This is a genomic window from Paenibacillus sp. MBLB1832, assembly GCF_032271945.1.
GTDB classification, from domain to species: domain Bacteria; phylum Bacillota; class Bacilli; order Paenibacillales; family NBRC-103111; genus Paenibacillus_E; species Paenibacillus_E roseopurpureus.
The window spans coordinates 5,342,443-5,354,976 of the sequence record NZ_CP130319.1 but is presented as its reverse complement, the minus strand read 5'-3'; the positions used below and the strand labels follow the sequence as shown (position 1 = coordinate 5,354,976).

Genomic DNA, 12,534 nt, shown 5'->3' with positions numbered 1-12,534 from the left:
CTCCATATAAAAAGGAAGAAGCCTTGCAAGAGGCTTCTTCTTTGCTAATTCTTTACTCCACCACCACGTGCCAAGGCTGCTTCCACACAATTCGTTCGCCTACGCGGTAGACGATGCTCAGATCGTGTGGACCAGGCGCAAGCGTAAGGGAGGCGCTCATGTGATATAAGGTGGCGACGGTGTCAGCTGTAACGGTAATGCCAGAGGGTGCAATTTCGATTGTGGATGCCGCTGGATTCGCACTGTGACTGGTGCCTTCTTCAATGGTCAATTGAGGTAGCAGCGTGTCTTTGAGATTTTTCTGTGTCCAAGGAAGCTGATAATCGTACAGGAACGCGCTTAATTGTGCGCGGTCTCCTGTCAGATGGGAAGGCAACTCGCCGAGATCGAACGTATACGCCCTGTCATACAGGGTGTGATTGTCGGACCACGGGATTGGCGATGCCCCTAGCAATAACCGCATGTCAACTTGCTCCAAGTACCAAGCGTCCTGTTGACGATGAGGAGAGTTGCTAAGAGTGACCGATTTCTGTAATACGTCTTTCCAATAGATGTCGGCGATCGGTTTCCCTTCATGCAAAACGAAAGCATAATCGTCCCTCTGATAGCGGACGCTGCTCGCCTCCCCGTTGGCGGCTGTCTCTGCATAGCCGAGTTGCTCGGTAACTGTCTTCAGTTTGAGAACGTCAACGCCATTTTTCACGTAGCCAGCATTGATCTCGTCGTTCATACGCAGGATGCCCTGCTGATCAGGAGAGAGGGTAAGGTATTGCGGATACTTGGCATCGATTTGTAAAGCTGTTCCTGTGTCCAGATCCCATAATCGATCGTTACTCCAGATGAAGAAAGGGACCCATCCTTCGCGCTCATCATGGCTAACCTTTAACCAAATGGATCCGTCAGGTCTAGTCCATGCGGCGGTAGCCTCCACATCCTGATTGCGTAAAAGCAAGACGGATGACGCGTAGTTCACACCCGGATAGCGCATTAATTCGCGATCGCCATGGATGGACATTTTCCAATGAACCTTCACAGCATCGGACGGCTCTCCGTAGAGAAGGTTGATCCAACCAGTTCCTTTGGATGTCTTCACATGATACCAAGTGCTGAAATGCCACATATCGTAAGGGCCTCTGCCTTGCCAAAGGGGCTGGGTTATTTTTTCGAAAACAGTGACTTTCTCCCCAGAGATTACGGCTATTTCTTTATCAGATGGCTCTGAAAATAACGGTATCTCCGTTGTGAGTTGAAGTGTCTCATCTGCAGGCAGGATTTCGACGCCAGCATCCCGCGTCCAGTAAGGTCCCTTATCGGTATCGATGAGGAAAAAACGGTCATAGAGTGTCGTATACGTTTGGCTGATATGCGTGCTGCGTCGTTCGATCGATGTATACTGGTCGTAGTTAGCGTGAATGAGATCATTCAATTCTTTGGCCCCTGAAGCATAGGGATAAAAGACGGTTTTGTCGGCAGACTGAACGCTGCCAATGTCTTTCACAGGAATGTGCGCCCATAAATCGCCCATCCAGGTCGTATGGATTTGAATCCATGCGGGACTAGAGGGATCATTGGTATAGAACCATTGTTTCTCAGCGCTGACCACGTCCACTTCCTGAGGGGAAAGCGAGGCAACGGAGCCGCTTTTTTCATTCGTTCGCTTGTAAAGCGGTGTTTCTTCCTTCAACATCAGCCGCTTAGGCGGTGCGATGTCGATGTTCCATGGCTTGGGATGAATCCACCGAGGTCCGAACATGGTTTCGATTTTCCAGGCGGCTTCGCCGATGGACCAAGCGCCATAGGTTGCCAGCACCTTCACCGTTTGGGGGGCAAACCATCCCTCAGGCTCGTCAAGTGGTGTATTTTCTGCAGGATAGTATGCTGTATCAGACAGTAGTTCGATGGAGCCGGGAATACGAATTCCGTCGGGAACATAGGGGCCTTGCGCCATGAATTCGGCGGAAGAGCCATCAGGCTTGGCTAACAAGCCCACTGTTGTTGCAACGATTACTGCCGCGATCAAACGCGTTCGCCATGTCATGCGATCACCTATCCAATTCCTGTATTTGGTAAACATTTCTAAGCATTAGACGTGCTAGGCGTCGAAAAGTTTCATTGAGTATTACATCTAATTGGAAGTTAGTGGTAAAATAAAATATTAAATGAACACATTGAGAGGAGCAAGTGCTGTGAAGGTGCTATATGTAACGGTGGCTGTGAGCCTGATGATCGGATTGTCAGGGTGTCGGCCGGCAGAGCCTACACTTGTTGTGGAGGAGAATAAGGTGGAAAAGGCGACGGTGACACCCGTGGCAGTGAAGACCAGCAAAGGGAGCGTGGCACCGTCTCCTGCTGTAAGCCCTAAGCCGATACTTAGCGGCGCTAAGGAGTTGGGTGACCTTGTTCCTGCGGGGTGGCAGCCTCTAGTTCGGAACGATCGTCCAGAGAAGGCAGAAGGGGATTTGAACAAAGATGGAATACCAGATGTCGCTATGGTTATTGAACAAAAGGGATCCAAGCAAGGCGAAGCGCCGCAGCGGGCTTTGTTGATTGCTTTTGGGAATGGGGAGGGTACGTATACACCATCTATTATAGCGAAACAAGCGATTTTGAGAGCGGATGAAGGTGGGATCTGGGGCGACCCGTTAACGGAAATTGGGATAGATCGAGGCTCGGTCGTGGTGAGTTTCTATGGCGGGAGCAATGAAAGATGGTATGCCAATTATCGGTTTCGTTTTCAAAATGATGATTGGTATCTGATCGGCGCCACGTTGGGCTCCTTCTTCACAGGAACGATGACCGAGGAAACGGGGAACGAAGAAGACTATAACCTGCTGACAGGCGATTATGTCAAACGCATCGTGGATGATCCCAATGCAGACAAGCCGACGACTCATACGGTGAAAGGGAACATGGGGAAAAGGGAGCTTTTGAAGCTAGGCGATTTTGTGGCAACGGAGTCGAAATATCAATTTTTATCGCCGTGAAAAATAGATGGATTTCTTGTATCTGCATGAAATCCATCTATTACTTTTATTCATAAAGGAATCATCCTCAATTAAAGACATAAAATCCATTTAGTTTTCATAGCTATCTGCCTCCCACCTTCTCCCTCTTTTTGCCCCCTCATTTTCGCGGTTCACACCATGCTTATTCCACTTATCCCCAGACTTACCCACACTATCAACATGTCCACAGATCGCGCTGTGCATAAGAATATAAATCCTTTATACACATATCCACATATTGATTTATCCACAGATTTTTATGGAAGATCAGATCGATCATCAATAGCGAAAATAAGCCTGTATATGCCCACTTGCAGTTGGACAACTCCGACTTAAGTCTAGGATTTATCACGACCTTTGGCTAACGAAAATCACTACCTTGGTGCATTTAGCCGCAGATGAATCTCGCTTATGATTAAGGTAACGTAAGGGAGAGCGAGGATGTGGCATGAGGCAGAAAGCGTGGATGTCGTATTTATTAGCATGCAGCGGCTTACTTTTGATCCCCTTGGTAGGGCTCATTTATATACATCTCAATCAAGATACAGGGAAAGCGTACAGCTTGATGACGAATTTGGATCGGCAGATCCCTTTTATTCAAGGCTTCGTGGTGCCGTATTTATTCTGGTATGCATTTCTAGCAGGGGGCTTCTTGTATCTCGTGTATCGCGACAGGGCGAATTACGTGAGAACACTGATTGAATTTATCCTAGGTTTACTCTTGTGTTATGGCGTCTATGCTATATATCAGACAACGGTTCCGCGACCGGCTTTAGTAGGCAGTGATTGGCTCACTCAGACTATGCAGTGGGTGTATAACTCGGATGAACCGTTTAATTGTTTTCCAAGTACACATGTGCTGACCGCCTATTTGATGATGAGAGCCTATCTTCGATCGAAGAGGATTGCTAGGGGATACCAGTTTGTGACGGCAGCGATCGCGATGTTGATTATTGTGTCGACGTTATTCGTGAAGCAACATGTGATTCTGGATCTGGTAGGTGCAGTGCTAGTGGCAGAAAGTGTCGTCTATCTCATAGAGAGAAGTAGAAGAGCGTGGTTGACTGGATGGAAGGCTGAGGGTGTGCCGTCAGATAAGCTCGAAAGGGGAATGAAGTAATGAGAAGAAGAGGTAAGCTCCTAATACTAACGGGCAGTCTGGGAGATGGACACAATAAAGCCGCACAAGCCATTTTGGAAGCCGCACGTACGTATAAGCCAGAAATGGATGTGAAAGTGGTCGATTATTTGGCGTGGACGCATCCGTATCTGCATGAGGTGGGGAAATTTTGTTATATGCAGTGGGTGAAGAGCTTACCCTCCTTATATGGCTACCTCTATCGTAAGACGAGACATGAGACGACCCTTTCCCATATGTTCAAAAGAATGAAATCCTTCAGCACCGATCGGATGCTCGACTTGCTAGCTGAAGAAGCGCCCACGGAAGTCGTGTGCACGTTCCCAGGAGCAGCCGCGGCGATGTCTTATCTCAAATGCAACGGCTTGACCACCGTTCCGACGGTGACGGTTATAACGGATTACACCGATCATAGCTACTGGATTCATCCGGGGACCGATCGGTATTTGGTGGGGGCAGAGCATGTGAAACAGGCTCTCCTGCTGTATGCGATTCCGGAGCAGCGAATCATCGTCACGGGCATTCCGATCCGCGAAGCGTTCACGCAGAGCTATGATCGGGACGTGCTGCGAGATCAGCATGGACTAATGCGGGATATGCCAACCGTGCTCGTCATGGGCGGCGGCCATGGCTTGATCGGCAAATCGTTCAAGTCCGCGCTCCAATCGGATGAATTGACGTCGCCGGTGCAATTTGTTTTCGTGTGTGGACGCAACGAGAAGCTCAAGCAGCAGTTGCAGGAGGAGCTGGGCGGATCGAACACGCGTCATCGCGTTGTGGTGACGGGCTTCGTCGATCACGTTCACGAACTGATGGCGCTCTCCGATCTCATCGTCACGAAGCCTGGCGGGCTGACAGTTTCGGAGGCACTTGCGCTTGAGCTGCCGATGATGCTTTACAAGCCGATTCCTGGCCAAGAGCAGGCAAATGCCGCTTACTTAGTAGGGATTGGCGCAGCGGTTGAAGTGAAGAACGCCGCGGAGCTTACGAGCCGATTGCTTGAGGTCATCGCCAATAAATCCGTCCTCCAACAATTGAAACGGAATGCGCAAGAACGGCATCGGCAACCTGACGTACTACGCATGTTGGATGCCATTCTCGCAACGGAGCATCATTATTTGCCGGTCCAGGATGGTTTGCAATTTTCATATGCAAATGTGTAGTAAGGAAAAAGGGCAATTCCTCAGCCAGAGTGGTTGAGGGATTGCCCTTTTTTGGTTAGAAGCGAGCCGCGTAGTTATTTATCCTCGTGCATTGTCACAACGATATCCTGTGCATAGTTGCCGAAAGACTTGCCGAACAGGGTTACGCCGCCGCAATTCGCTGCGGTTTCTAAGGAAGCAATGCGGAAGTGAATATCTTGCGAGAAGGCAATTTGCAGATCATGGATCGTGGTTGCTGAGATTTGTGTTCCATCCAGGAAAGAGCCCTGCGGACTGACGGTGATGATTTTCAGCAGGCCATGCTGCGTGTTCCCATTCCCCCACCAATCCGGGGATAATACGCCGCGCTGCTTGCCAAAGTCACCGGGACATGTCCATTGTCCGATCGGTTTGCCGTTGATGGAGAATGAAATATCCGAAGGCCAATTCTCGTTGAACCCCGGAGCTTCGGAGCAAATTTCGAACGAAATTTCCAAGGTGCGGAGCTTTTGGTTGCTGTGCAAGAAGTTCGGTATCCGGTACTCAACGTAGCCGCTGCCGAACCAAAGAATGCCTGCTTGTACGTGCTGCGGATCGGCAAAATACCGCGGATCATCCAGCACCCCAATCAGCTGTGTCGGCGACGCCAATCCACAGGTGGGGTTCACTTCGTACGCGGAGTACTGGCCAATCGGAATGGCAATGGTCGTTGTCGGATGCTCGTACGGCTTTTTGGATCGAAATTGCAGCGTAGCTTGGTCGAGCTGCAAGTAGCAGATCTTCTGCGTACCGCGTACGCCTGTGACGCTCTCCGAGCGTACAATCCCAGCTTGCTCCAGCTTCTGGATATGCTTCGTCACAATCGCTGACGAAATCTCCAGCTGCTGAGACAGCTGCTTAATATTTAACGGCGCTTCGCCGAGCAGTTCAATCATCTTCACCCGCGTCTCCGAGGAGAAGCATTCTAGGAAGGGCATGTTCTTGGTGGAAACCTCAATCTGCATAGGGGAACCTCGATTTTTTTTCGTTATTTCCCTATATTGTATAACCTGTAGGTTATTTAAACAACTTTTTTGTTGAGGTGGGGCCCCCCAGTACCTAGTGAGCTAATTGATACAAATATGTAGAGTGACGGCTGAGTAATGGTGCAATTGTAGTATTCGGAGTGGGGAAAAGTAGATAAAGCTAGTTGGAAACATTTTAGAAGTAGCTGATTTGGAATGTGGAAGATGGTGGAGTGGGAGTAATCTCCGCCTCTTTGTGGCAAAATGTTGCATGGAGTGCAACATGCTGCTGCCAAAGGTGGAAGTCCTTGCCTTCCCGCCGCTCGGCTCACCAACCCCTCACAACAACCGCTGCCAAGAGCCTCACTCAGTTCGAAGTGGCGAGCGTAGGCGCCGTTGGTTGCTTTTTTGTGCAGGGCGCCATTCGCAACCAAGCTAAGAAGCCATTTCCGTGCGGTGCGAAAGTTAACTTCGCAGCCGCGAATGATGTCTACAGGACGGATCGGTCTGCCGAGGTTGATCGCGAGGCGGAGGACTTCTTTTTCTTCCAGCGACAAGTTGGAATTGGAAGGTTGACGCATGAGATGAGGACCGATCGCTAGCTGCAGCAGCATGCGGCACACTTCGGGACGGCTTTGAATATCGTCGAAGGAGAAGTGGAGCATCCGCCACCCCATCCCCGTGAGAAAGGTATCACGGTTCAGAGCGTAGATGAACTTCTCTCGATCCATCTCTTTGATGTGACTTTGGAATCCGTCACACTCGATTCCAAATCGTCCGTATGGCGTCAGGTAGGCGAAGTCAAGAAACTGAGATTTGCGATTCCAGTCGTAGATCTCATACTCGGGATGCAGGTTGTCCAAACTCCCGAATAAAGGCCACCATACCTGTTGTAGAAACAACTTCTCCGCAAAGTTATGCTCCCACAGCAAACGTCCTTTGCGTTCTCCCGCTCGACGAGCGAGATGATCTTCCATAAAAGCCTCATGAGCAAGTTCAAATAAGATGTGCGTGTATCACAGCCCAATCATTCGTTCCAACTCCGCCCACCGCTCATCCGTCAAGGGCTCCGAATTATCCCAGTACAGCAGAGCGCAAGCAGGCATCCGCCAGGTTACCTCTCTGCGCTGCAGGGAAGGGCGGAACTGATCCCAATTGTCCAGCTTCCACACATCCAAAGCCGATCCCCTCAAGCGAATCCGCTCCTGATACGCAGCCTCACTGGGCAAATACACATAAATCACCCGCACACATACGTCATCTACAGTTGCACCAATCCGAGCCAGCTCAGCCTCCAGCCACAGCGGATCCCCCTGCTCCTTGGTAAAAGGTCCGATCACGATAGCATCCTGATTCACAGCGAGCTGCTCTAAGGCAGCATCCATCGTGATACGATAGCCCAAATCACGGCAATGTGCCTTATAAAAAGGGGAATCTCGATCGCTCGGATCTTGCCCCGCTAATGTCATAATCGCTTCTGCGGCAGGGCGCAGCAGCGTATCCATGTCCAAGAAGGCTCCGCCGTGCTGGCGGACCCAGGTTTTAGCCAGCGTTGTTTTGCCTGCACCCGCAGGGCCAATGAAAAACAATAATTTTCGCATCGTGAGCCTCCGATCATCAAGTCCCAAAGGGACTATTCCAATCGATTGTACCACAAAAGCCACTTAACGATTCCGCTTACGCCCTCTTCCTCACAGGAATCCAAATCTCACTCCGAAACGTAGGCGAGGTAGTTTCCTTGTCCGCGTTCCAGAGCATTTCGGGGCCTTCTGTTTGTTCGTAGCTGGAAGAGGAGAACCATTCGGAGTAGATACGACCCCAGATGTTTTGCAAGGTCTCTGGGAAGGGGCCGATGGACTCAAACACGGCCCATGTAGACGCGGACACAGCGAGCTGTGTCAGGTTGTCCGGACACGGATGCGTGGTGGCGACGCCGATATAGTGGTCGAGTTCGCCTTTTTCCTCCATGCGGCCTTCGGAGAAGTTGGTGGATGCGCTCAAAAGGCCAAGCGGTTCGACATTGGAAAGTTGTTTAAGGGCAGTAATAGTTTCCATCGTTAAGCTTTGCCACATGGCAGCAATATCAGGGTTTACGCCGTTAAAGACGATCGGTACCCTTTTGGAGATACCGACAAGGTGGAACCCTTCTTTTTCCTCTATGCGATAGTTCATTTCATTGCCTCCTTGAATGGTAATTTGAAAGGTCATACGCGGATAGGCTTTCAGCGATTTCCCGTTGTTTCTCGCTTCCGACGGTGTGATGCCGTGCATTTGGTGAAACGCTCTTGTAAACGAATCGGGTGAGTTATATCCATATTTGAACGCGATATCGATGACTTTGACATGATCATCCCTCAGCTCAAAAGCGGAAAGCGTTAAACGTCTGCGGCGAATATATTCCGATAGCGGAATGCCAGCGAGGAAGGAGAACATTCTTTTAAAATGAAACTCCGAACATAAAGCCAATCGCGCGACTTCTTTAAAGTCAATCGTGTCGGTTAGATGGTTTTCGATATACGAGAGGGCGCTGTTCATACTTTTGAGCAAATCCATAGTATCTGACCTCCTATAGGTTTAGCATAGCAAGAATGGCGGGAGGCCATCCGACTTTTCGTGCACACTTTTGCAGGACTTTTTCAATAAAAAGAAGAGGGGATCACTATAACGCTATGGAATGTAGAAGAACAAATATTAGCTTAAAGGAAGGAGTGCGAAACAATATGGAGATAGCTTGGCAGCAGTTTATCATCAGCGATCAGAAAGAGCGACTAGATTTGGAAACGATCAAAGGCTTCTTAGCACGAAGTTATTGGGCGAATAAGCGGCCCGAGGAAAGAACGCTGCGCTCCATTGACAACTCGATCTGCTATGGGGTGTACGACGGGCTACAGCAAGTTGGCTATGCTAGGATTGTAACGGATCATGCGACGATGTACTACCTATGCGATGTATTTATTGATGAGGCATACAGAGGCATGGGAATCGGCAAAAAACTGATCGAAACGATTACAACCTCGCTAGAGTTCAAGGATCTAATGGGGATATTGGGTACGAAGGATGCGCATGAGCTGTATACACAGTATGATTTTGAGCCGGATACAGAGAGATTTATGCGGAGGCGTCCTGATTATTTACGATAAGAAAGGAGCTGGACACCGATGACCCTCATCATCAAAGAGGCTACGGTCCATGAATCAGATCTTATTTATCAGATCATGCTGGCATCTTTTCAAGAATACAGTGGCAAGTTAACCCCGCCATCTGGTGCATTGCATGAAACAGTCGAACACACCATGCGCACGTTTGAAGTTGGCGGGGGAGCTGTTCTTGCATGGGAAGAGGGCAACGCTGTTGGATCGGCCAGGTATAAGCTTGTGGATGATTACATGTACATAGGCAGGGTGTCGGTACTCCCCGAATATCGGGGACGAGGCATCTGCAAGGCACTACTAAGAAGGGTTGAAAGCATTGCGCAACAGCAGGGAATCGCTGAGTCGAGAGTCGAAGTACGGCTATCGATTCCCGAGAACATAGCCATGTATCAAAAGTTCAAATATGAGGTTGTCGAGCAGAAGTTTTATCCAGAGGGAACCGATAGTTGGTATGTGATGCGAAAAATATTGTCGGACGCGATGGCCGAGTAAACGTGGACGGTTCCATATACTTAGCGAGATGGTCGCCGAAAGAAGGAGACGATCAACAGGGACATAGGGAGGAAAAATCCCATCGTGAGCGCTAGCGGCGTCCAGGTATTCGCAGCAAAATCTCGGAAATAAATGATGTTGGGATAGACGACGTAAGCCAATGCGAACATGACAAGTGCACTAGGTACAATGAACGGACGATACGTTCGCAATCGAAGGAGTTGTGCCAGTCCGACAACCGAGCTATAGAAGCAGATGATTAGCTTGAAATAGATGGTGACAAACCAAATGACGGCGACCAACACTTCAATCCGTTGAATGAATCCGCCGAGGTGAATTTTTTTGGCTAAGGTGTAACTGGGAAAGGTATGACGTTCCGTGAAATCCCAGCCTAATACAGCGACACATAGGATGGTGATGGTAATGACAATCAATCCTCCGAAGGAGCCTCCTAGCACGAAGCCTTTGCCAGCCTTTAATTTGGAATAGATGGCAGGGTAGATCATGAGGAAGACAACCAATTCCAGATAGGGAATGGATAGGACAGACAAGCTTCCATGCAGGATAGCTTTAGTGCTGCTCTCAAAGATCGGCAGCAGGCGCTCGTACTTCATTTGCGGCACGAGAAAGATGAGGAGGACGGATACAAACAATAGTACCCAAGGCAGGAAAACCTCTGCTGCGCGGGCGATGACTTCCAAGCCCATGCCTGTCCCTAGCATGATGATCAGTAAGAAAGCGAAGTGAATGACTTGAATCGGAGTCTCTGGCATGATGATGGTTGTAATGAAATCTCCGACATTGCGAAGGACAAGTGTGGCAGTGAGAAAGAAGTAGAGGTAGAAGAGGAAACCGATGCCTTTCCCCATCCATTTTCCAAGAATAAGTTCGCTATACTCCATTAAGGTTCGATTGGGGTAGCGATTACCAAGGACATAGTAGGTGTATAGGATGCCTCCGCCAACCAGGACACCAAGCACGGCAGACATCCAGCTGTCTTGATGGGCATAGCCCGTAAGCACGGAAGGTACGATCAGAATCGTGCTTCCTAGGCTGAACAGAAAGACTAAAATTTTGAATTGGCGCAGGCTGATTTTCTCATTTTCGACCATCATAAACTCCTTTATTCGCGGCTACGTGAGTAAGGTGGTAATCATTTTTCCCATCGGTCTAAATAGGTACGAGACCCCGTCTAATGGATTGGGCAGCGCGAGATGAAGGCTTACAGCCATGCTGTACAAGGCCGCGAATGCCAATGCGCCAACGAAGATCCATAGTTCTTTGTTCAATTTCTTCTTTCTTAACTTCGGAATTTCCACTTTCATCGCCAACAGGATCATAAGCAAAATAATAAGACTCCAAATCATGCTTCGCTCACTCCATTCGTTCAACGAAGGATTCAACTACGGAACCTGTGCGGAGAATTTTGGCCTGCACATTGACGTGGACAGGCAGATCAACGAAAGCTTGATCCCATTCCTCCTTCATTCGATTCCATTGCTTATAATTGGCACGATGGAGAGCGGACCCGAACCCGAAGACATCTGATTTGAAAGATTTCGCTTTGGCTACAGACTGAAGGATCATTTGTTTAATTTCCTCCCCCAACTGATCTTCCATGTCCTTGATCGTAGTTGTCGACGTTAAATCCAACTTACAGGCAACCTCTCCAACATTTCCTTCGGCCTCAACATTAATCGTAGCCTCGGGCTGTCCATCCACAACCTTCGCTTTTATTTTCGCATGGGTATTCATTAGTTCAATGGACAGCCGGCCGCCTGAATGACAAGGGAGAACAACGACGGTACTGCGTAAATTCCCTAAAGCATAGTTGTAACCTTTGCTTTCTCTGGTATTGAACCAGCCAACTAATCGGTCTCCGTGAATAACACCCAATGCAACATATTCCAATGATGCCGGTGGTAGGACGGAGCTCAAATTATCTCGTGATTTTGCCAAAGATTGATTTCCTTTGATATGAATACTTGAAAGAACAGGCTCCTTCCCTTGATCAACGAGATCGTAAATGAGTTGATGCAGATCGACATCTGTTGTAACCCCCCAATTTTTCGCTGATGAAATCAGGGAAGAGTACATCTTATTAGCTGGAATTTTCTCTAGCGGTGTTAATACTTGTAAGATGTCATTCGCAGTCGCATCCTTCGCAATAAGAATGTTGAAATCGGATCGCAGTTCATGATCTCTCGACAAGATATCCAGGACTTTCGAGATCCCTTCTCGTGCCATTTTCTCGCCGATCACGAGAATGCGCAAATGGGACGAGTTTATTTTACGCGGGGAACTCTTCGTAAGCATGCGAATGGATTCGAAAATCGTCGTACCCGTACCTACTTGCAGCGTGACAATCGGCAGCCGTTGCCCCATTCCTTTCGAAGAAGCAATCTCATCCGAGTTAAGCAACTGGACGGAAACATTGTAGCTATCGTCTATTTTATCAATACCAACAGCTGTCGTAATGGAAATTTGATCGAGTTCTTTGCGATTCCAACAGCCTGTTAGGATTAGGGGGAGTAGGAGGAGAATAACCACTTGTTTGATCAACATGACCTATCACCTTCCGTGTGTAAGCTGGCGCGTGTG

Annotated in this window: 14 protein-coding genes; 7 read left to right on the top strand and 7 right to left on the bottom strand. The window is 48.9% G+C overall.

Going from position 1 to position 12,534, the window contains the following annotated elements:
- Nucleotides 1-52: 52 nt before the first annotated feature.
- Nucleotides 53-2,038: an SH3 domain-containing protein gene (locus MJB10_RS24165; RefSeq protein WP_314799549.1), complete on the bottom strand. Its 1,986-nt coding sequence runs from the start codon at nt 2,036-2,038 to the stop codon at nt 53-55.
- 121 nt (nt 2,039-2,159) lie between these two features.
- On the opposite strand from MJB10_RS24165, the gene MJB10_RS24160 reads away from it, so the two are divergent.
- From MJB10_RS24160 to MJB10_RS24150, 3 genes are all read left to right on the top strand, one after another.
- Nucleotides 2,160-2,984: a hypothetical protein gene (locus tag MJB10_RS24160; RefSeq protein WP_314799545.1), complete on the top strand. Its 825-nt coding sequence runs from the start codon at nt 2,160-2,162 to the stop codon at nt 2,982-2,984.
- 469 nt (nt 2,985-3,453) lie between these two features.
- Nucleotides 3,454-4,125 carry a phosphatase PAP2 family protein gene (locus MJB10_RS24155; protein ID WP_314799543.1) on the top strand — a complete coding sequence of 224 codons (672 nt, stop codon included), beginning with the start codon at nt 3,454-3,456 and terminating at the stop codon, nt 4,123-4,125.
- On the top strand, nt 4,125-5,306 hold the full coding sequence (locus tag MJB10_RS24150) for an MGDG synthase family glycosyltransferase (RefSeq protein ID WP_314799539.1): 1,182 nt from the start codon (nt 4,125-4,127) through the stop codon (nt 5,304-5,306). Before MJB10_RS24155 ends, MJB10_RS24150 begins: the two co-directional genes overlap by 1 nt.
- 74 nt (nt 5,307-5,380) lie before the next feature.
- Here the strand turns inward: MJB10_RS24150 and MJB10_RS24145 are convergent, their stop codons facing one another.
- Nucleotides 5,381-6,289, bottom strand: coding sequence for an ArsR/SmtB family transcription factor (locus tag MJB10_RS24145; RefSeq protein WP_314799536.1), 909 nt, complete (start codon nt 6,287-6,289; stop codon nt 5,381-5,383).
- 308 nt (nt 6,290-6,597) lie between these two features.
- Here MJB10_RS24145 and MJB10_RS24140 point away from each other — a divergent pair, with 308 nt between their 5' ends.
- Entirely contained in the window at nt 6,598-6,891 is a 294-nt protein-coding gene (locus tag MJB10_RS24140) for a hypothetical protein (protein WP_314799533.1), read from the top strand.
- A gap of 33 nt (nt 6,892-6,924) precedes the next feature.
- On the top strand, nt 6,925-7,164 hold the full coding sequence (locus tag MJB10_RS24135) for a hypothetical protein (RefSeq protein WP_314799532.1): 240 nt from the start codon (nt 6,925-6,927) through the stop codon (nt 7,162-7,164).
- Nucleotides 7,165-7,305: 141 nt separating this feature from the next.
- Here MJB10_RS24135 and MJB10_RS24130 read toward each other — a convergent pair whose 3' ends face one another.
- Together MJB10_RS24130 and MJB10_RS24125 are read right to left on the bottom strand one after the other, a co-directional pair.
- Complete coding sequence (locus MJB10_RS24130) at nt 7,306-7,890, bottom strand: AAA family ATPase (protein WP_314799529.1); 585 nt, start codon at nt 7,888-7,890, stop codon at nt 7,306-7,308.
- A 76-nt stretch (nt 7,891-7,966) separates the two neighbouring features.
- Complete coding sequence (locus tag MJB10_RS24125; RefSeq protein WP_314799527.1) at nt 7,967-8,842, bottom strand: AraC family transcriptional regulator; 876 nt, start codon at nt 8,840-8,842, stop codon at nt 7,967-7,969.
- A 167-nt stretch (nt 8,843-9,009) separates the two neighbouring features.
- Here MJB10_RS24125 and MJB10_RS24120 point away from each other — a divergent pair, with 167 nt between their 5' ends.
- Complete coding sequence (locus tag MJB10_RS24120; protein WP_314799524.1) at nt 9,010-9,429, top strand: GNAT family N-acetyltransferase; 420 nt, start codon at nt 9,010-9,012, stop codon at nt 9,427-9,429.
- A gap of 18 nt (nt 9,430-9,447) precedes the next feature.
- Entirely contained in the window at nt 9,448-9,933 is a 486-nt protein-coding gene (locus MJB10_RS24115) for a GNAT family N-acetyltransferase (RefSeq protein WP_314799522.1), read from the top strand.
- A gap of 20 nt (nt 9,934-9,953) precedes the next feature.
- Here the strand turns inward: MJB10_RS24115 and MJB10_RS24110 are convergent, their stop codons facing one another.
- The 3 genes from MJB10_RS24110 to MJB10_RS24100 are packed head-to-tail and all read right to left on the bottom strand — an operon-like array spanning nt 9,954 to nt 12,498.
- Nucleotides 9,954-11,045 (bottom strand): GerAB/ArcD/ProY family transporter, encoded by a 1,092-nt coding sequence (locus tag MJB10_RS24110; RefSeq protein WP_314799519.1) that lies wholly within the window; start codon nt 11,043-11,045, stop codon nt 9,954-9,956.
- A gap of 21 nt (nt 11,046-11,066) precedes the next feature.
- Nucleotides 11,067-11,300, bottom strand: coding sequence for a hypothetical protein (locus MJB10_RS24105; RefSeq protein ID WP_314799516.1), 234 nt, complete (start codon nt 11,298-11,300; stop codon nt 11,067-11,069).
- Nucleotides 11,301-11,307: 7 nt separating this feature from the next.
- Nucleotides 11,308-12,498 carry a Ger(x)C family spore germination protein gene (locus MJB10_RS24100; protein WP_314799513.1) on the bottom strand — a complete coding sequence of 397 codons (1,191 nt, stop codon included), beginning with the start codon at nt 12,496-12,498 and terminating at the stop codon, nt 11,308-11,310.
- Nucleotides 12,499-12,534 lie beyond the last annotated feature (36 nt).